Origin of the sequence: Pseudomonas sp. PDM04, from assembly GCF_014851765.1 — a bacterium.
GTDB lineage: Bacteria > Pseudomonadota > Gammaproteobacteria > Pseudomonadales > Pseudomonadaceae > Aquipseudomonas.
The window spans coordinates 82,160-100,277 of the sequence record NZ_JACVAI010000008.1; the positions used below are offsets into that span (position 1 = coordinate 82,160).

The 18,118-nt window shown below is 60.9% G+C and carries 19 protein-coding genes; 8 read left to right on the plus strand and 11 right to left on the minus strand.

The annotated features are described in order from the left end of the window. Positions 1-62: 62 nt before the first annotated feature. The 5 genes from IB249_RS26980 to rplU all read right to left on the minus strand — a co-directional run bounded on the left by IB249_RS26980 (position 63) and on the right by rplU (position 3,825). Complete coding sequence (locus tag IB249_RS26980) at positions 63-527, minus strand: CreA family protein (RefSeq protein ID WP_192309038.1); 465 nt, start codon at positions 525-527, stop codon at positions 63-65. A gap of 12 nt (positions 528-539) precedes the next feature. Continuing rightward, positions 540-1,658, minus strand: coding sequence for a glutamate 5-kinase (proB, locus tag IB249_RS26985; RefSeq protein ID WP_192309379.1), 1,119 nt, complete (start codon positions 1,656-1,658; stop codon positions 540-542). 140 nt (positions 1,659-1,798) lie between these two features. Continuing rightward, a complete protein-coding gene (cgtA, locus tag IB249_RS26990) occupies positions 1,799-3,022 on the minus strand; it encodes an Obg family GTPase CgtA (protein WP_192309039.1) in 1,224 nt (407 codons plus the stop codon). 195 nt (positions 3,023-3,217) lie between these two features. Beyond that, positions 3,218-3,475, minus strand: a complete 258-nt coding sequence (gene rpmA, locus IB249_RS26995; protein WP_003281574.1) for a 50S ribosomal protein L27 — start codon at positions 3,473-3,475, stop codon at positions 3,218-3,220. 35 nt (positions 3,476-3,510) lie between these two features. Beyond that, positions 3,511-3,825 carry a 50S ribosomal protein L21 gene (rplU, locus tag IB249_RS27000; protein WP_007950961.1) on the minus strand — a complete coding sequence of 105 codons (315 nt, stop codon included), beginning with the start codon at positions 3,823-3,825 and terminating at the stop codon, positions 3,511-3,513. A 238-nt stretch (positions 3,826-4,063) separates the two neighbouring features. Between rplU and IB249_RS27005 the strand changes: the two genes are divergently transcribed. The 3 genes from IB249_RS27005 to IB249_RS27015 all read left to right on the plus strand — a co-directional run bounded on the left by IB249_RS27005 (position 4,064) and on the right by IB249_RS27015 (position 5,936). Then, a complete protein-coding gene (locus IB249_RS27005) occupies positions 4,064-5,032 on the plus strand; it encodes a polyprenyl synthetase family protein (protein WP_192309040.1) in 969 nt (322 codons plus the stop codon). Positions 5,033-5,145: 113 nt separating this feature from the next. Beyond that, on the plus strand, positions 5,146-5,487 hold the full coding sequence (locus IB249_RS27010) for a zinc ribbon domain-containing protein YjdM (protein WP_008028840.1): 342 nt from the start codon (positions 5,146-5,148) through the stop codon (positions 5,485-5,487). 191 nt (positions 5,488-5,678) lie between these two features. After that, positions 5,679-5,936: a hypothetical protein gene (locus tag IB249_RS27015; protein WP_192309041.1), complete on the plus strand. Its 258-nt coding sequence runs from the start codon at positions 5,679-5,681 to the stop codon at positions 5,934-5,936. 127 nt (positions 5,937-6,063) lie between these two features. Here IB249_RS27015 and IB249_RS27020 read toward each other — a convergent pair whose 3' ends face one another. The 3 genes from IB249_RS27020 to IB249_RS27030 form a co-directional block, all read right to left on the minus strand. Beyond that, positions 6,064-6,681 (minus strand): FKBP-type peptidyl-prolyl cis-trans isomerase, encoded by a 618-nt coding sequence (locus IB249_RS27020; RefSeq protein WP_192309042.1) that lies wholly within the window; start codon positions 6,679-6,681, stop codon positions 6,064-6,066. Between the two features lie 120 nt (positions 6,682-6,801). After that, positions 6,802-7,113, minus strand: coding sequence for a DUF6482 family protein (locus IB249_RS27025; RefSeq protein WP_192309044.1), 312 nt, complete (start codon positions 7,111-7,113; stop codon positions 6,802-6,804). Between the two features lie 112 nt (positions 7,114-7,225). Then, positions 7,226-7,714 carry a TIGR00645 family protein gene (locus IB249_RS27030; protein WP_192309046.1) on the minus strand — a complete coding sequence of 163 codons (489 nt, stop codon included), beginning with the start codon at positions 7,712-7,714 and terminating at the stop codon, positions 7,226-7,228. A 158-nt stretch (positions 7,715-7,872) separates the two neighbouring features. On the opposite strand from IB249_RS27030, the gene IB249_RS27035 reads away from it, so the two are divergent. Continuing rightward, positions 7,873-9,696, plus strand: coding sequence for a hypothetical protein (locus IB249_RS27035; protein ID WP_192309048.1), 1,824 nt, complete (start codon positions 7,873-7,875; stop codon positions 9,694-9,696). 12 nt (positions 9,697-9,708) lie between these two features. On the opposite strand, the gene IB249_RS27040 is transcribed toward IB249_RS27035, so the two are convergent. Further along, positions 9,709-10,038 (minus strand): hypothetical protein, encoded by a 330-nt coding sequence (locus tag IB249_RS27040; RefSeq protein ID WP_192309050.1) that lies wholly within the window; start codon positions 10,036-10,038, stop codon positions 9,709-9,711. A gap of 316 nt (positions 10,039-10,354) precedes the next feature. Next, positions 10,355-12,793, minus strand: coding sequence for a Lon protease family protein (locus IB249_RS27045; protein WP_192309052.1), 2,439 nt, complete (start codon positions 12,791-12,793; stop codon positions 10,355-10,357). A gap of 275 nt (positions 12,794-13,068) precedes the next feature. On the opposite strand from IB249_RS27045, the gene IB249_RS27050 reads away from it, so the two are divergent. The 4 genes from IB249_RS27050 (at position 13,069) to IB249_RS27065 (ending at position 16,547) form a co-directional block, all read left to right on the plus strand. Beyond that, a complete protein-coding gene (locus tag IB249_RS27050; protein WP_192309054.1) occupies positions 13,069-13,557 on the plus strand; it encodes a DUF3015 domain-containing protein in 489 nt (162 codons plus the stop codon). Between the two features lie 95 nt (positions 13,558-13,652). Then, the gene (locus IB249_RS27055) at positions 13,653-15,506 is read left to right on the plus strand and encodes a DUF4105 domain-containing protein (protein WP_192309056.1); all 1,854 of its coding nucleotides are present in this window, start codon (positions 13,653-13,655) and stop codon (positions 15,504-15,506) included. 126 nt (positions 15,507-15,632) lie between these two features. Continuing rightward, positions 15,633-15,989 carry a hypothetical protein gene (locus IB249_RS27060; RefSeq protein WP_192309058.1) on the plus strand — a complete coding sequence of 119 codons (357 nt, stop codon included), beginning with the start codon at positions 15,633-15,635 and terminating at the stop codon, positions 15,987-15,989. A 63-nt stretch (positions 15,990-16,052) separates the two neighbouring features. Further along, complete coding sequence (locus IB249_RS27065; RefSeq protein ID WP_192309060.1) at positions 16,053-16,547, plus strand: GreA/GreB family elongation factor; 495 nt, start codon at positions 16,053-16,055, stop codon at positions 16,545-16,547. On the opposite strand, the gene gdhA is transcribed toward IB249_RS27065, so the two are convergent. Continuing rightward, positions 16,544-17,881 (minus strand): NADP-specific glutamate dehydrogenase, encoded by a 1,338-nt coding sequence (gene gdhA, locus IB249_RS27070; protein ID WP_192309061.1) that lies wholly within the window; start codon positions 17,879-17,881, stop codon positions 16,544-16,546. The two genes, IB249_RS27065 and gdhA, sit on opposite strands and share 4 nt — an antisense overlap. Positions 17,882-18,118: the final 237 nt, after the last annotated feature.

Here is an 18,118-nt window from a genome sequence, read left to right on the forward strand (position 1 = left end):
CAATGCCACTGATCCACCGCTATCGCGAGCCTGCTCGCTCCCACAGATTGAATTGTGCGAGGTTACTGAGCGCTCGCCCACGGCAAAATCGGAATCGCCGTCACCGCATTCTGCGGACTGCCCTCGATCAGACGATCGCTGTAGACCAGATACACCAGCGTGTTGCGCTTCTTGTCGAGAAAGCGCACCACCTGCATGGTCTTGAACACCAGCGAAGTGCGCTCCTTGAACACCTCCTCGCCATCCTTCAACTGCCCCTTGAAGTTGATCGGCCCGACCTGGCGACAAGCGATGGAGGCCTCGGCACGATCCTCCGCCAGCCCCAGACCACCTTTCACTCCGCCCGTCTTGGCGCGCGACAGATAGCAGGTCACACCCTCGACTTTCGGGTCATCGAATGCCTCGACGACGATACGGTCGTTCGGTCCGACGAACTTGAACACCGTCGACACCTGACCGATTTCCTCGGCCGACGCCAGCAGCGGCATTGCCAACAGCAGACCCAACAATCCTTTTGCCACACGCATTCAGGTATTCCTTCAGACCAGGATCAGGTTATCGCGGTGAACCAGCTCCGGCTCCGCCATGTAACCCAACAGACCGACAATCGCCTCGGACGACTGCCCAATGATTTTCTGTGCTTCCAGCGCGCTGTAGTTGGCCAGGCCACGGGCAATCTCACGACCGTCCGGAGCCACGCACACCACCATTTCACCGCGACGGAAACTGCCCTGGACCAGTTTGACACCCACCGGCAGCAGGCTCTTGTTGCCCTTGGACAGCGCCGTCACCGCCCCCGCATCGAGCACCAGCGTGCCGCGGGTCTGCAGGTGCCCGGCCAGCCACTGCTTGCGCGCTGCCAGCATGCCGCGCTCCGGCGACAGCAAGGTGCCGATGCGCTCGCCAGCTTTCAGGCGATCCAGCACACGCTCGAGGCGCCCGCCGACAATGATGGTGTGCGCACCGGAACGCGCGGCCAGGCGCGCCGCACGCAGCTTGGTCTGCATGCCGCCACGCCCCAGCGCGCCACCCGTTCCGCCGGCTACCGCATCGAGCGCCGGATCATCGGCGCGCGCCTCGTAAATCAGTTGGGCGTCAGGATTGTTGCGCGGATCGGCGTCGAACATGCCGTCACGGTCGGTCAGGATCACCAACAGGTCGGCCTCGACCAGGTTGGCCACCAATGCTGCCAGGGTGTCGTTGTCGCCGAAACGGATCTCATCGGTCACCACGGTGTCGTTTTCGTTGATCACCGGGATCACTTTCAATTCGACCAGGGCGCGCAACGTACTGCGGGCGTTGAGGTAGCGCTTGCGATCGGACAGGTCGTCATGCGTCAGGAGAATCTGCGCGGTGTGCCGGCCATGCTCGGCAAAGCTCGACTCCCAGGCCTGCACCAGCCCCATCTGGCCGATTGCGGCGGCGGCCTGGAGCTCGTGCATCGCACTGGGTCGTACGGTCCAGCCCAGACGGCTCATGCCCGCCGCCACCGCGCCGGAGGATACCAGCACCAGCTCGACGCCCGCCTCATGCAAGGCCACCATCTGCTCAACCCATACGCCCATGGCCGTGCGATCCAGGCCCTTGCCGTCCGCCGTCAGCAACGCGCTGCCGATTTTCACGACCCAACGCTGCGCACCTGTCACCTTGCTCCGCATCATCTTCAACCTTAGCTTGAGGGCAGCACGACTTGGCGCTGCCCGTAACGTTATTCGTGTCTACCAGTTCCCAGATACTGACGATTTCCAGATACTAAAACGCCGCTCGTTTGAGCGGCGCTTCAGTTTATCGCAACGAATCAGTCGCGCACGTAAATGATTTCCGGACCATCTTCATCATCCACGTCTTCTTCGTCCCAATCATCGTCACCGATATCGTGGACCGACTTGACGCCACTGCGACGCAGGGCACGCTGGTCGTCCAGGGCCTGCAACTGGGCACGCGCCTCATCCTCGATGCGCTGATCGAGATCTGCCAGCTCTTCCTGGTAAGCCGGGTCGTTCGCCAGGCGGTCGGCACGATCTTCCATGTAACGCATGATGTCGTGACACAGGCGCTCGGTACCCAGCTTGGAGATCGCGGAGATCACGTAGACCGGACCGGTCCACTCCAGGCGTTCGACGACTTCCTTGACCCGCTCGTCGTGCTCTTCTTCAAGGATCTGGTCGCACTTGTTCAGCACCAGCCAGCGATCGCGCTCAGCCAGGGACGGGCTGAACTTGGTCAGCTCGCTGACGATCACCTCAGCCGCGTCCGGCGCACTGCTGTCGTCCAGCGGCGCCATGTCCACCAGATGCAGCAGCAGACGCGTGCGCGCCAGGTGCTTGAGGAAGCGAATCCCCAGGCCCGCACCATCGGAAGCCCCTTCGATCAGACCCGGAATGTCCGCGATCACGAAGCTTTTCCAGCGATCAACGGAGACCACACCCAGGTTCGGCACCAGCGTGGTGAACGGGTAGTCGGCGACTTTCGGCTTGGCGGCCGACACCGAACGAATGAAGGTACTTTTACCGGCGTTCGGCAGACCCAGCAGGCCCACGTCCGCCAACACCTTCATCTCCAGCTTCAGGTCACGCTGCTCGCCCGGCTTGCCCGGCGTCGTCTGGCGCGGAGCACGGTTGGTACTGGACTTGAAACGGGTGTTCCCCAGACCGTGCCAGCCACCATGGGCAACCAGCAACTTCTGGCCAGCCTTGGTCAGGTCGCCGATCACCTCTTGGGTGGCGGAGTCGATCACGGTCGTGCCGACCGGCACGCGCAGCACCAGGTCCTCGCCCTTCTTGCCGGTGCAGTCGGTACTGCCACCGTTGGAACCGCGCTCGGCATCGAAGTGCCGGGTGTAACGGTAGTCCACCAGGGTGTTGAGGTTTTCGTCGGCGATCATGTAGACCGAGCCGCCATCACCACCGTCGCCGCCGTTCGGGCCGCCGTTCTCAATGAATTTTTCGCGACGGAAGCTCATGCAACCGTTGCCGCCGTCACCGGCCTTTACTCGAATGGATACTTCATCAACAAACTTCATAACACAACGCCTCTCGCCATACGGACGAGCCGAAAAAATCCAGACATAAGACTCTTGCAAAAATGAGCGTAGCGACCTCAATCACCGACGGCGAGTCCAGCGCGCCGACAACCCGTACAAACAGTTTTGCAAGAGACTCACCCCACAAACGAAAAAGCCCCGTCGCGAGACAGGGCTTTTCCAGCGAGTTCGCAATTAAGCTGCGACTACGCTCACGTAACGACGACCGAAGGCGCCTTTTACTTCGAACTTGATCACGCCTTCGACTTTAGCGAAGAGGGTGTGATCCTTACCCATGCCAACGCCGTAGCCAGCGTGGAATTGGGTGCCGCGCTGACGCACGATGATGTTGCCTGCTTTGATAGCCTGGCCGCCATACATCTTCACGCCAAGGCGTTTGGCTTCTGAGTCGCGACCGTTACGGGTACTACCACCAGCTTTTTTGTGTGCCATGAGTTCAATTCTCCTAGTGAGGAATTAGGCTGAAATTAAGCCTGAATACCGGTGATTTTGATCTCGGTGTACCACTGGCGGTGGCCCATACGCTTCATGTGGTGCTTACGGCGACGGAACTTGATGATGCGGACTTTATCGTGACGACCTTGGGAGATCACTTCAGCCACAACGGTAGCGCCAGCAACAACTGGAGCGCCGATATTCACGTCGTCACCATTGGCAACCAACAGAACGCGATCAAAGGTAACGGATTCGCCGGTAGCGACTTCCAGTTTTTCGATCTTCAGGTATTCACCTGGGGCGACTTTGTACTGCTTGCCGCCAGTAACGATTACTGCATAAGACATGGTATTTCTCCGATAATCCTGCTCACCCAGCTCTTTATAGGAAGAGGTATTGGCTGGCATGGCTGCATGGGCTGGAAGGCCCGTTGCAATTGCGTAAGGCAGGTGCTGCCCAGGAAGTTCAGGGTGCGCGATTGTACGCAAGGCACGAGCGCCTTGCAATAGGCCGTCCATCGCGCCTTGACAGGCCCGGACGTGGGTCCTAGCATGCCGCGCAACCCTTCTGGAGCGACTGTCGCTGATGCAACCCCAAGCTTTCTACCGCGCGGTGGCGGACGATTTTAGCGCCGTCGACGGCATCATCAAGAAGCAGCTGACGTCCCGCGTGCCGCTGGTGTCGAAAATCGGCGACTACATCACCTCGGCCGGCGGTAAACGCCTGCGTCCTTTATTGGTGCTGCTGTGCGGCAAGGCCCTGGGCCGCGAAGGCGACGACCTGCGCCTGCTGGCCGCGACCATCGAGTTCCTGCACACCGCCACCCTGCTGCATGACGACGTGGTCGACATGTCCGGCATGCGCCGCGGTCGCTCGACCGCCAACGCCATGTGGGGCAATGCCCCGAGCGTGCTGGTGGGCGACTTCCTGTACTCGCGCTCCTTCGAAATGATGGTCGAACTGGGCTCCATGCCGGTGATGAAGATCCTTTCGCAAGCCACGCGCATCATCGCCGAAGGCGAGGTGCTGCAGTTGTCGAAGGTCCGTGACGCCAGCACCACCGAAGAAACCTACATGGAAGTCATCCGCGGCAAGACCGCGATGCTTTTCGAGGCCTCGACCCACAGCGCCGCGGCCCTGTGCCAAGCGACGCCGGAGCAGGCCGAAGCCCTGCGCACGTTTGGCGATCACCTGGGCGTGGCGTTCCAGCTGGTCGACGACCTGCTGGACTACAAGGGCGATGCGGACACCCTGGGCAAGAACGTCGGCGACGACCTGGCCGAGGGCAAGCCGACGCTGCCGCTGATCTACACCATGCGCGAAGGCACGCCGGAACAGGCTGCACTGGTACGCCAGGCCATCCAGAAAGGCGGCATCGAAGACCTCGAAAGCATCCGCGCCGCTGTGGAAGCCTCGGGCTCGCTGGAATACACCGCACAACTGGCCCGCGATTACGTGGCCCGCGCGATCAAATGCCTCGAGGCACTGCCGGCCAGCGAGTATCGCGATGCGCTGGTGGAGCTGAGCGAATTTGCGGTCGCCCGTACACACTGAAGCCTCCCGGTTTCTGTAGGGGCGAGCACGCTCGCTCCTGCAGCGTTAGCCCCTCCCCGGAAAAACCCTATACAATGTGCGCTTTTTAGCGATCCTGAACCCAAGGAGCTTTAGTGAGCACGTTGCCACCCTGCCCGAAATGCAATTCCGAATACACCTATGAAGACGGCGCCCAGCTGATCTGTCCGGAGTGTGCCCACGAATGGTCCGCCAGTGGCGAAGCCGAGGCTGCGTCCGATGATGCGGTGAAAAAGGATTCGGTGGGTAACGTCCTGCAGGATGGCGACACCATCACCGTGATCAAGGACCTCAAGGTCAAAGGCACTTCACTGGTGGTCAAGGTCGGCACCAAGGTCAAGAACATCCGCCTGTGCGATGGCGATCATGACATCGACTGCAAGATTGACGGTATCGGCCCGATGAAGCTCAAGTCCGAGTTCGTCAGAAAAGTCTGAGCCTGCCGCATGCCATCCCACGCCCGGCGTGGGATGGTGCTTCGCCCTCCCCTCCCCCCGCAATCGCCAGACGCCAGCCGTTTGACCTGACACAATCTGTACCCGGAAAAAATCACAATTGGCCAATAGGCCCTTGCTATTTCTTGAATAAGAATTATTCTCATTGAACCCAATCAATGGAGATGAGAACCATGACTTATTTGATCGACGCCTGGCTGGATCGCCCACACCCTTACCTCCGGATCCTGCACCGGGAAACCGGGGAAGTCTGTGCGGTACTGGAAGAGGAAGCCTTGAGCGAGCTGCAGGATCAGGGTGACCTGGACGTCAGTGGCTTGAGTTCCAGCGAGCCGGTGGTGCTCAAGGAACTGGTGCGCAATCTGTTTCTGTTCTGCTATGCCCGGGCGTTGCGACCGACCCATGAGCTGCACAACAAGATCGAACTATGAAACAGCGAAAGAACAGTGGGAGCGAGCCCGCTCGCAAAGGGTGTCACCCTCATTGAAGGCGTTGAGTATCACCCCTTCGCGAGCAGGATCGCTCCCACATTAGCCCGATGTGCCATCGGGCCGGGTCTTACAGAACGTCGAGCAGCTCGACGTCGAAGACCAGTACGCTGTGCGGCGGAATGCTGCCGACGCCTTGAGCGCCGTAAGCCAGTTCGCTCGGCACGTACAGACGCCATTTGCTGCCGGCGTTCATCAGTTGCAGGGCTTCGGTCCAGCCGGCGATCACGCCGCCAACCGGGAATTCTGCAGGCTGACCACGATCGTAGGAGCTGTCGAACACAGTGCCGTCGATCAGGGTGCCGTGGTAGTGGGTACGCACGGTGTCTTCACGGGACGGCTTGGCGCCATCACCGGAGGTCAGCACTTCGAATTGCAGACCGGAGGCCAGGGTGGTGATGCCGTCGCGCTTGGCGTTTTCAGCCAGGAAGGTCAGGCCTTGCGCAGCGGCCGCTTCAGCCTTGGCAGCCGCTTCGGCTTGCATGATTTCGCGGATCACCTTGAAGCTGGCGGACAATTCTTCCTGGCCCACACGGCTTGGCTTGCCGGCAAACGCGTCGGTCAGACCGGCCAGGATCGCGTCCAGACTGACGCCCGGTGGTGGGTTGTCACGCAGTTGGTCGCCCAACTGACGGCCAATGCCGTAGCTGACGCGGGTTTCGTCGGTGGACAGATTTACTTCGGACATGACACTGCTCCGCTGTGCGGGCGACCCTGGATTTGCCGTGCATGCACAGCGTCCCCGGAGCGCCCGGAACCAAAAAGGGCCAGCAGACTAGCACAGATGTCGATGTGCTGATGAGGGGCGTCAGTGATGCCAGGCAGAACCGAAGCCGATGGGCACCTTGAGGCTTTCCCCGGTCCCCGCCTCCAGCCCGCACATTTCATCATGGACCGAGGTGTGCACCAGGTTGAACGGCAAGTCGGGAAAGTCGTGAAGCACCGCCCGTGCGTGCTCCACCGAGCGCAAGTGGAACATCTGGCCCCGGGCATCGCTCAACGGATACGCCGCACCGTGCATGCGCGCCTCCAGCAGATAGATCCCGCCTTCCAGCGAGACCAGGTTCAGCTCATCGATTTTCCCGGCGATGGCATAAGCATGTAGCTCTACGAAGTTCATGAACGCACCCCACGCACTGGCGAGACAACATCCCTTTAGGGATAGGCTTCAGAACCTCAAAGTACAAGCCGGAACGCCACCGCCCGTCTGTTTCACACCCGCACCGGGCCAATCAGTGCTTGGTGAGCTTGTCCAGGTACCCCATGGCGAATGCCGAGACCACGAACGTCATGTGGATGATCACGTACCACATCAGGTGCTCGGGATCGACGTTCTTTGCGTCCATGAAAATACGCAGCAGGTGGATCGACGAAATGGCCACGATGGATGCCGCGACCTTCATCTTCAACGAAGACGAGTCCATGGTACCCAGCCAGTTGAGCTTTTCCTTGGTGTCGTCGATGTCCAGCTGGGACACGAAGTTCTCGTAGCCGGAAATCATCACCATCACCAGCAGGCCGCCCACCAGCGCCATGTCGATCAGCGACAGCAGCACCAGGATCAGATCGGACTCGGCCATCGAGAACACGTTGGGGATGACGTGGAAGACTTCCTGGAAGAATTTCAGCGCCAGGGCCAGCAGACCGAGGGAGAGGCCGAAGTAGATCGGCGCCAGCAGCCAGCGGGAGGCGTACATTGCATTTTCGATAAAGCGTTCCATTGAATCTCACACGTGGTTGGAAATGGCCGCGAGTATACCAGCCGCCTGTTACACCCATAAACCGTCGGTAAATCCGCCACCTGCACGTGTATGACAAGGTTTTTCTGCTAGTGTCCAAACCATTGACAGCGCAGTGATATCAGACAGGAAGACTGGAAATGGATGGGCGAATGCCTTTGAAAAGCCTCGGCATGTTTCTGGCACTGTTGACCGGTGGCTGCTCGCCCGGCGATGACAAACCTCAGACCAATCTGGACGAAAAGACCGCGCAGTTCGAAACGTCGCTGGCAGCGATTCAGGACCCCAGGCTCAAGGATGCCGTGACCGAACTGGGCAGTTCGTTGTTATTGCTCGAACGGGCGCAGCTCAAGCTCGACAGCAAGCCCGTGGAAACCGAATACGGAGAAGATGTCCTGGCCGTGCTCAAGCACTACGCCACGCCCCAGGCCCTGGTCGACACCTACATCAATGGCCTGATCGTGCTGCACAAGGACTCCAGTTCCGATTACCTGACCGACCTGCAACCGCTGTTCCCCTTCAATTTCGACATACCGGCCGGTTTTTTCTTTCCCCACGGGCTGGAATGGCAGTCGGTGACCCTGAGTGACAAGCGCGTGATCGCGTTCCAGCCGGAATGGTCGGAAACCGATCCCGGCATCCAACTGAGCCCCTCCAGCTCGAACCTGACCGATCCTGACGACCTCACGGTGACCTACCCGTTCATCGACGGCCTGCAAAACAAGCACCAGCCACAACCCGTCAGCCTGCAGGGCAAAGTGGAAGTCATCGCACCGCGTCGCCTCTACAGCTTCGACCTGACGAAAAAGGACATCGGCCAGACCCGCCGCAACGACAACCTCAGCGTCACGCTGGTGAAGCTGACCGGCAACTACGCCGAAATCGAGTACAACAACAGCGCGCCGCTGGCGCCCGAGGTCGCCGAAACGCCCCTCAACCCGCTGATCGTCCAGGCCAGGGACGCCACCGGGCAATTTCTTTCGCGCTCGGGCTCGATCAACCAGAGCGCCACGCAAATTGCCTTCTACCAAAAACAACTGGCAAAGATGCAGAAGGAAAAGGCCTGGAGCGAAGCGTTCGAAAAACAGCTTGAAGACGAGCAACGGGTCTTCGAGCAGCAACAGAAAAACCTGTATTCCAAAGTGTATTTCAACGGGCCGGTCGACAGCCTCGAGGTCAGCCTGCTCGACTTCTCGACCGCCACGGTCACGCGCAAGGACCTTGACCTGCCGGTCCGTCGCTTCGATCGGCACACCACGGAAAAAGCCATCCAGCCCCTGGCGCTGCCCGTGGTGGTGTACGACGACCAGGCCCCCACCTGGCTCAAAGGTGCAGCGCTGAGCGAGGAACAACTGAAAAAAAGCGTCAGCATCCGCCAGTCGGTCGATGAACCGAGCGCCGCGCGCATCGAGTTCGAGCACACCCGAAGTTTCAACGATGAGCTGTTGGGCAGCGAATTCAATCCTGGCGAAAGCCCGGTCACCTTCTTTACCGAGGACAGCCGCGGCAAGCGCGATGAGCCGATCGAACTGCCGCCAGAGGCCTATCAGATCGACCCCCTGAGAGGCGTCATCACCTACGATTTGAACCTGTTCGCGCAGACGCCCGCCTACGCCGTGGGCTCCATGCCCCTGTTCCTGGCAACGGTCGACAAGCAGACCTACGATACCCACGCGCTGCCCAAAGGACTGGAGCTCAAAGGCAATGCACTGGTGGTGGACCTGAAGCAATTTCCCGCCCAGGACTGGCGCTTTTTCGCCAGGGACAACAGCGGTCACTACCTCAAGGAGATTCTTTCGGTCAGCCACGACGCGAGCCCCGAAGGCCCGGCGTTATTCGGCGTGCATTACTTCTACGGCCAGCCCACACGCCTGGAAACCTATCAGCGTACCGACCTCAGCACCGTGCAGTACGGTTTCGAGGTCAAGCTCGACAAGGCTGAGACGTCCGACCCGGCGCCGTGACTCTGTCGACCGTCAGGACGGAAAACCGCCCGAACTGCGGCAACGTCCGCCGTTGATTTCCCGCAACTGGGCCTGCAGGTGCAGGCACCAGATCTGCGGATCGTCCGCCAGCTCGTAACCATGCAAGGTCAGGCTTTCAACGATGGTGTCGAGGATGGACTCAGCCACGAACGGACCATGAAACGGGCCCTGCGCCTTGATGGCTGAAGGTTGTTCGCCGGCCATTCCGGCAGCGAAGAGCAAGGTCCACATGCCCGTATCCCCCGCCAAAGGGCGGATGGCACACTCGATACGGGTCACAAGGCCCAGGCATTGACGGGTGAGGCAAAGGTTGCGCGACATGGCGGCGCCCCTCGGTAGATCCGCTGTTCAGCCCCCAGAGGGGAGCTGTCTCGATCCAGTGATGACTCTCCTTATCCTTGAGCTGAGGATAGAAGAAAAGTTCGAACAGGACGCCAACTGAGACCAGAAGGCGCCGAGCGGTCATTGTGTGAATATTGACGCCAGAGTGATGGCACTTTTTGGCGGTGCATCCAGTACGCCGGTGGCGACGGGCTTGTTCGCGAAGGCGGTTCAACACTCAACGGGATCGCTGACTGATTCACCGCTTTCGCGAGCAAGTCCGCACAGTTCATAGCGTTTTGGCTTCACCGGCCAATCAGGCCGGCTTGGCCTCCGCCAACGCTTCCTGTGCCGCTTCCTTCTCGGCTTCCTTGAGGTCTTCCTCGCTGATCATCTCGGCAATGACTCGCAGACGCTCGACCACCCTGGCATTGACGCTGCCTTCGGGGAACTCACCGTTCTCGTCCGGCGCACCGGCCGGTTCGCCCACCAGCAGGCTCAGGGCTTCGTCCGCCTGGCGAACCGCGTACACGTGGAACTGCCCCGCACGCACCGCCGCCAGCACCTTCTCGTCGAGCATCAGCGTGGCCACGTTGGCGTGCGGAATGATCGCCCCTTGCTCGCCGGTCAACCCGCGGGCCTCACAGAGGCGGAAGAAGCCTTCGATCTTCTCGTTGACCCCGCCCACCGCCTGCACTTCGCCAAACTGGTTGATCGAACCGGTGATCGCAAAACACTGCTTGAGCGGTGTCTTCGACAAGGCCGAGATCAAGGTGCACGCCTCGCCCAGCGAGGCACTGTCGCCGTCGACGTAGCCGTAGGACTGCTCCAGGGCAATGCTCGCGGAGATCGCCAGGGGGAATTCCTGGGCATAACGGCTGCCCAGGTAACCGGTGAGGATCATCACCCCCTTGGAGTGGATCGGCTGGCCGAGGTTGACTTCGCGCTCGATGTCGACGATGCCGCTGCCGCCCGGATAGACCGTGGCGGAAATCCGCGCCGGCACACCGAAGGCCGAATCGCCGACCTCCAGTACCGTCAGGCCGTTGCACTTGCCGACGGCGGCGCCATCGGTGTCGATCAGGATGATCCCGGCCAGCATGTCGTCGAGAATCCGCGCCGAAACGCGCCCGGTGCGGGTGGCCTTGGCCTTCAGCGCGCGCTCGATGTGCCCGGCGTCGGTCATTTCGTCGCCCGCCAGGTGACGGATGAAATCCGCCTCGCTGACCAGCTGGAACAGGTCACCGATACGCGCCGACAGACGCCCCTGGTGCTCGGCCAGGCGCGCGCTGTAGGTCGCCAGGCGCGCGACGGCGTCCGCCGTCAGCGGCGCCATGCCTTCTTCCGAGGTGCGGGTTTTCAGCAATTGCGCGAATTGCTCCAGGCTCTCGTCGACCATCGGGATGTCTTCGTCGAAATCCACCAGGACGCGGAACATCTCCTGGAAGTCCGGATCGAGATCCTGCAGCGTGTAATACAACTGGCGCGCACCGATGATGACGACCTTGACCTGTAACGGAAGGTGTTGCGGAGTCAGGGTCACCGTGGCCAGGCGGCCCAGTTCGCCCAGTGGCGATTCCATCTTCAGCTTGCGCGATTGCAGGGCGCGCTTGAGGGCATCCCACACGAACGGCTCGCTGAGCATTTTTTCTGCTTCGAGGATCAGGAACCCGCCATTGGCCCGGTGCAACGCTCCCGGACGCAACTGCCGATAAGTCGTGTAGAGCGCGCCCTGATCGGTGCTGTATTCGATGCGGCCGAACAGATTTTCGTATGTCGGGTGCGGCTCGAACACCACAGGCGCACCGCCGCTGGCGGCATGCCCGACCACCAGGCTCGGCGCGTACTGCTCTTCGAGCATCTTGCGGGCGACCGCGTCGGACTTGCTGTCGTCGACCAATTGTTCGACCACGGTTTTCAGCAGGTAGACCTGCATGGCCTGCAGGTAACCGCACACCGCCGCGTTCTCGGCGTATTTTTCCGACAATGGCGACAGCAGCGGCTGCAAGGCCAGGGTGATGGTTTCCTCATTGAGGTGACGCAACTGGTTGCTCGACTCGCGCTTCCATTGCGGCAGGCTGGCGAGTTCTTCGTTCAGGCGCTCCTCGAGGGCGGAAATGTCGTCGTGAAAGCGATCGCGTTCGGCTTCCGGCAACTGAGCGAACTCTGCTTCATCCAGGGCCTTGCCGTCGCTCATCGGGGTAAACGCAATGTTGCTGGCATCGCGATAAAGCGCGACGTCCTTCTCCAGCGCCAGACGCTCGATCACGTCCAGCGCCTTGTCGTAGCGCTGGTTGAACGCGCGATCGATGGCGCTTTTCTTTTGCTGGTAGGAAGGGTGTTCAAACACCGCCGGAAACGTCGCCAGCAGGTTGTCGATCAAGGCGTTGATGTCGCCGATGAACGCGCCGGCGCTGCCCGACGGCAGCTCCAGGGCACGGGGTTCGCGCGGTTCATCGAAGTTGTTGACGTAGACCCAGTCCGACGGGGTCTGCAATCGCTTGCCCTCTGCCTTCAGGTAACGTTTGACGAACGAAAACCGGCCAGTGCCGGGTTCACCCATGACGAACACGTTGTAACCGGGGCGCGGCATGGCCACGCCAAACTGCAAGGCTTCGACCGCACGTTCCTGGCCAAGCACACCGCGGAAGGGCTCCAGATCATTGGTGGTAGAGAAGCTGAACTGTTCAGCGGAAAACGGACGGGTCAGCGCTTCGGGCGCTAGACGCAAGCTGGCAGCAACAGGATCAGGCATCGGGCTTCCTTACATCAGGCGGGGCAGATAACGGCATTCTGGCGCTGCCCATAGCCCACTTGCAAGGCGCAGCGTCAGCCTGAGCATAGACAAACCGGCTCCCCCAGGCGGACCGGGTCTAAATCAACGTTTTCAACGAATATTTCGCAAAAAGTAACGGAACCCTTGGAACCTGCCTAAACTCCAACCTGCGCGGCTGGAACAATAACCGGCCCTCTGGCGCCAGTTCGGGCCAAACCCTTGTCCATTGGTATGCACATAAAGAGAACAAAGCTATGAAACGGATTCTTCTCGGTACTCTCTTCACCGCTGTATCCATCAACGCCATGGCTCAGGCGCCAGGCGGCCCGGATTGCGGTTGGGGCAACATGCTGTTCGAAGGTCAGCGTGGTACTCCGGCTCACTTCCTGGCATCCACCACCAACGGCACTTCCGGTAACGCAACGTTCGGCATGACTTCCGGCACCAACGGTTGCTCGACCAATGCGTCGCTGACCTATGGCGGCAAATCCTGGTTTGCCATGAATGGCATGATGAACGAGCTGTCGGAAGACATGGCCAAAGGCAATGGCGAAGCACTGACGACCTATGCCGTGGTGCTGGGCGTGGCGCCGGAAGACCGTGCGCACTTCGCTGCCGTGACCCACGAGCACTTCCAGCAGATCTTCAGCAAGGCTGACGTGACCGCTGAAGACGTGCATACCAACACCCTGGCCGTTCTGAAGAACGATCCGCGTCTGGCCAAGTACGCTACTCAAGCTTAAGCTCGACCCGCCCGTTCCTTTCGGGGAGCGGGTTTTGTTTTTTTGGACCTGCCCCTCCTTGGGTCTTTGTTTTTTCGAATTTAAGTTGCCCGACTATGCTCAAACGCCTTGCCTGGCTGGCGCTGTGTGTCTGCGCCCCGCTCTCCGCCGCGCCTCACATCGACAATCAACGTTTGCAGCAATTGGCCAACGATCCCTTCTGGATTTCCCTGGGCCACTACGAAACCGCCAAACTGGGCGGCTGGCGCAGCTATGTCAGCGACCGGAAATTCTTCCTGGCGCCGGACGGCAACGAACACCCCGACCGTGAGCTGGCAGCCACCGTCCAGGCGCTGTATGCACCGGCCAGTGCCGGCGAGCAACACGCCCAATGCGTCTATCCCTCCCGTACCCGCTGGCTCAAGGCGCAGCTCGATCTGACCGACCTGCCGACGCCTGAATGCGCCGAGTTCAAGCAATGGTTCAAGGATGTCTCGCCCCACAGCGCGGTGATGATTTTCCCGGCGGCCTACCTGAACAGCCCGTCGTCGATGTTCGGCCACACCCTGTTGCGCATCGACCAGGCGGATGTCCAGAGCGACAAGACCTCGCTGCTCAGCTACGCCATCAACTTCGGCGCCTACATCGAAGGCTCGGACAACAGCATCCTGTACGCCTGGAAGGGCTTGATGGGCGGCTATCCGGGCCTGTTTGCGCTGGTGCCCTACCAGGAAAAACTCTCGGAATACCGCAGCCTGGAAAACCGTGACCTGTGGGAATACCGCCTGAACCTGACGCAGCAGGAAACCGAGCGCATGGTCGAGCACGTCTGGGAGCTGAAGCAGATCCAGTTCGACTACTTCTTCTTCGACGAAAACTGCTCCTATCGCCTGCTGGAACTGTTGCAGGTCGCACGCCCGAGTCTGCGCCTGACGGAACAGTTCCCCCTGACGGCGATCCCCACCGACACCGTCAAGGCGGTCAAGGAATCCGGCCTGGTGGAGTCGATCCAGTACCGGCCATCGCGTGAGCGCGAACTGCTGAGTCGCGCCGAGACGCTGGACCCTGAAGAACAACAGTGGGTGCTGAAGGTCAGCGCCGATCAGCGACAATTGCAGGAGCCGGCGTTCAAGGCACAACCCCGCGAGCGCCAGGCCTTGATCATCGATGCCGCTTATCGCCTCGAACGCTACCGCGCCAACGGTCAGGAACGTGACCCGCAGCGGGCCCAGCGCAGTTTCGAACTGCTGCGGGCGATCAACCAGAACCCGGCGCCGGAACTGGACATCGCCCAACCCGGCCTGCCCGAAGATGGCCACGAATCCCGCACCTGGCAGGCCGGCATCGGCACCCGGGGCGACCAGGCCTTCGGCGAATACGGCCTGCGCATGGCCTATCACGACCTCAACGACAACGCCGAGAGTTTCCCTCTGGGCGCACAGATCGAAATCCTGCAGATGAAACTGCGCCAGTACGAAGGCAATCAGTGGCAATTGCAGCAACTGGACCTGGCGACCATCCGCTCGCTGACGCCGCGCAACGAGCTGCTGCAGCCGCTGTCCTGGCAAGTCACTGGCGGGCTGGAGCGCGTTCCCGGCAAGCATGATGACGAAACCCTGGTCAGCCACGTCAACGGTGGGGGCGGCGGCACGTGGCAACTGAGTGAGGACATGCTGGGTTTTGCCCTGGGCACCGTGCGGGTCGAACACAACAACGATTTCGCCGAGTTCATCTCGCCCGCCGCCGGGTTCAACAGTGGCCTGCTGTGGAAGAACCCGCTGGGCAACTTCAGCCTGGAAGCCAAGGGTGACTTCTTCACCAATGGCGAGGTGCGCCGCAGCCTGAGCCTGAATCAGCAGTGGGAATTGTCGCGCAACCTCGGCCTGCGCCTGAGCGCCCAACGTGAATTCAGCCACCTGGCCACCCCTGAAAACGAGGTGATGCTCGAGGTGAAGTGGTATCACTACTGACGCAAATCCTGTGGGAGCTCGCTCCCACATTCGATATGACAGATCCATCACACGCCTTTCACGAACGCCTCACGAACCTGCTCGTAGACTTGCTTCATCAGCCGCTGAGCGGCTCGGGAGACGACGATGCGGCGCTGTATGGCGGTGGTGGGTGTGGTGCTGTTGATCGCGGGTTGCCAGACGACCCACGAAGCGTTGATTGCCAGGGGTTACCCGCCGGCATTCGCCGATGGCTTCGACGATGGTTGCAGCAGCGGTCGCCAGGCCGCCGGTGCGATCACCGGCGAATTTCGCAAGAACGTTGCGCGCTACCTCAAGGACCGGCCCTACGCCGAGGGCTGGAGCGATGGCTTTCGCCAGTGCCAGGCCATGCGCGAGAGCGAGGAGCGCGATGACTATCGCAGCCACCATTGGGACGAGCGGGAAAAAGCCTGGCAGCAGCAGAAAGACCAGGACACCGCCCGGGCCTTTCACTCGCAATGAGTCACTGACAGGAAACCAAAAGCCTGTGACCATGGCCCAAACCCTATAACAGGGAGGACACCCATGAGTCGCGCCTTCGTCAATGAAGATAACGCCGCCGCGCAAGCCGACCAGCCCGTCGAACGCCAGGTCAGCACGCAGCCCAATTACGTCACGCCCGAAGGCCTTGCCCAGTTGCAGGCGAAGGTTGGCGAGCTGCAGCAACGCCACGGCGAGCAGTCGGCCAAAGGCGAGCAGGCCGACAAGCAACGCCTGGCCGACCTGGAGCGGGATCTGCGCTACTTCAATCAACGCCTGCAAAGTGCGCAGGTCGTGCCGGCACCCAGCTCAACGCAAAAAGTGCAGATCGGCAGCCGTGTGACGTTCGCCGACGAACACGACACCGAGCGCACCGTGCAACTGGTGGGCGAGGACCAGGCCGACGCGCCGGCCGGCTTGATCAATTGGGGCTCCCCCCTGGGCCGGGCATTGCTCGGCGCACAACTCGGAGACGAGGTGCTGTGGCAACGCCCGGCCGGGGATCAGACGATCGAGATCATCCGCATCGAAACGGCTTAAACCACACCCTGGGCGAGCATGGCGTCGGCAACTTTGACGAAACCGGCGATGTTCGCACCCTTGACGTAGTTGACCCGGCCGTTCTCTTCGCCGTAGTGCACGCAGGCGTGGTGGATCGACTGCATGATCCCGTGCAGCTTGCTGTCCACTTCGCCACCGGTCCACAACAGACGCATGGCGTTCTGCGACATCTCCAGACCGCTAACCGCCACACCGCCGGCATTCGACGCCTTGCCTGGCGCAAACAGGATGCCGGCGTCGATGAACAGGTCCACCGCTTCCAGGGTGGTCGGCATGTTCGCGCCCTCCGCCACGCAGACGCAGCCGTTACGCAACAGGGTGCGCGCAGCCTCGGCGTCGAGTTCGTTCTGGGTCGCGCACGGCAGCGCGATATCGCACGCCAGGTCCCAGGGGCACTGGCCGGCCCGGAACTCCAGGTCAAATGCCGTGGCCAACTCGCTGATGCGGCCGCGCTTGACGTTTTTCAGCTCCAGCAACGCCAGCCATTGCGCTTCGGTCAAGCCGGCCTCGCAATACAGCGTGCCTTCGGAGTCGGAGAGGGAAATCACCTTGCCGCCCAGGTCCATGACCTTGCGCGCGGCATATTGCGCCACGTTGCCCGAGCCCGAGATGGCCACGCGCTTGCCTTCGACGGTTTCACCGCGGCGCTTGAGCATTTCCTCGGCAAAGTACACACAGCCGAAACCGGTGGCTTCCGGGCGGATCAGGCTGCCGCCGTAGCTCGGGCCCTTGCCGGTCAGCACGCTGGTGAACTGATTGCTCAGGCGCTTGTACTGGCCGAACAGGAAACCGATCTCACGCGCACCGACGCCGATGTCGCCGGCCGGCACGTCAACGTCCGCACCGATGTGGCGGTACAGCTCGCTCATGAAGGCCTGGCAGAAACGCATGACCTCCGCGTCGCTCTTGCCCTTGGGGTCGAAGTCCGAACCGCCCTTGCCGCCGCCCATCGGCAACGAAGTCAGCGAGTTTTTGAAGGTCTGCTCGAAGGCGAGGAATTTCAGCACGCCGAGGTTGACCGACGGATGGAAGCGCAAGCCGCCCTTGTAAGGGCCGATGGCACTGTTCATCTGCACGCGGAAACCGCGATTGACCTGCACCCTGCCTTGATCGTCGACCCATGACACGCGAAACACGACCGCCCGCTCCGGCTCGCACATCCGCTCCAGGATGCCGGAGGTCAGGTAATGCGGATTGGCCTCGAGAAACGGCCACAGGCTGCGCAGGACTTCTTCCACGGCCTGGTGGAATTCCGGCTGGTCCGGGTCGCGTTTTTTCAGTCGGGCAAGGAAGGAGTCGACGGATTCAATCATGGAAAAGTCTCGGCAAATTTGTTGTCGTTGGAAGATTTTGAGCCGGACTGTAACAAACGATTCACGCACTGGAACAGCGCAAAATGTCGCAGTTATGAAATTAAATGGTGCATTGGATATAAGTTCATCCGGAAATACGGCGTTTTTTGCACCAGAAAAGGGATGTCGGAGCCAGGCATTGCACCACCCATTGAAAGGCTATCGCGAGCAGGCTCGCTCCCACAAAATCGGTCCTGT

What these genes read in the sequence shown, in the direction of transcription:
- IB249_RS26980 (WP_192309038.1), bottom strand. Translation starts at nt 527, where the DNA reads ATGCGTGTGGCAAAAGGATTGTTGGGTCTGCTGTTGGCAATGCCGCTG.
- proB (WP_192309379.1), bottom strand. Translation starts at nt 1,658, where the DNA reads ATGCGGAGCAAGGTGACAGGTGCGCAGCGTTGGGTCGTGAAAATCGGC.
- cgtA (WP_192309039.1), bottom strand. Translation starts at nt 3,022, where the DNA reads ATGAAGTTTGTTGATGAAGTATCCATTCGAGTAAAGGCCGGTGACGGC.
- rpmA (WP_003281574.1), bottom strand. Translation starts at nt 3,475, where the DNA reads ATGGCACACAAAAAAGCTGGTGGTAGTACCCGTAACGGTCGCGACTCA.
- rplU (WP_007950961.1), bottom strand. Translation starts at nt 3,825, where the DNA reads ATGTCTTATGCAGTAATCGTTACTGGCGGCAAGCAGTACAAAGTCGCC.
- IB249_RS27005 (WP_192309040.1), top strand. Translation starts at nt 4,064, where the DNA reads ATGCAACCCCAAGCTTTCTACCGCGCGGTGGCGGACGATTTTAGCGCC.
- IB249_RS27015 (WP_192309041.1), top strand. Translation starts at nt 5,679, where the DNA reads ATGACTTATTTGATCGACGCCTGGCTGGATCGCCCACACCCTTACCTC.
- IB249_RS27020 (WP_192309042.1), bottom strand. Translation starts at nt 6,681, where the DNA reads ATGTCCGAAGTAAATCTGTCCACCGACGAAACCCGCGTCAGCTACGGC.
- IB249_RS27025 (WP_192309044.1), bottom strand. Translation starts at nt 7,113, where the DNA reads ATGAACTTCGTAGAGCTACATGCTTATGCCATCGCCGGGAAAATCGAT.
- IB249_RS27030 (WP_192309046.1), bottom strand. Translation starts at nt 7,714, where the DNA reads ATGGAACGCTTTATCGAAAATGCAATGTACGCCTCCCGCTGGCTGCTG.
- IB249_RS27035 (WP_192309048.1), top strand. Translation starts at nt 7,873, where the DNA reads ATGGATGGGCGAATGCCTTTGAAAAGCCTCGGCATGTTTCTGGCACTG.
- IB249_RS27040 (WP_192309050.1), bottom strand. Translation starts at nt 10,038, where the DNA reads ATGTCGCGCAACCTTTGCCTCACCCGTCAATGCCTGGGCCTTGTGACC.
- IB249_RS27045 (WP_192309052.1), bottom strand. Translation starts at nt 12,793, where the DNA reads ATGCCTGATCCTGTTGCTGCCAGCTTGCGTCTAGCGCCCGAAGCGCTG.
- IB249_RS27050 (WP_192309054.1), top strand. Translation starts at nt 13,069, where the DNA reads ATGAAACGGATTCTTCTCGGTACTCTCTTCACCGCTGTATCCATCAAC.
- IB249_RS27055 (WP_192309056.1), top strand. Translation starts at nt 13,653, where the DNA reads ATGCTCAAACGCCTTGCCTGGCTGGCGCTGTGTGTCTGCGCCCCGCTC.
- IB249_RS27060 (WP_192309058.1), top strand. Translation starts at nt 15,633, where the DNA reads ATGCGGCGCTGTATGGCGGTGGTGGGTGTGGTGCTGTTGATCGCGGGT.
- IB249_RS27065 (WP_192309060.1), top strand. Translation starts at nt 16,053, where the DNA reads ATGAGTCGCGCCTTCGTCAATGAAGATAACGCCGCCGCGCAAGCCGAC.
- gdhA (WP_192309061.1), bottom strand. Translation starts at nt 17,881, where the DNA reads ATGATTGAATCCGTCGACTCCTTCCTTGCCCGACTGAAAAAACGCGAC.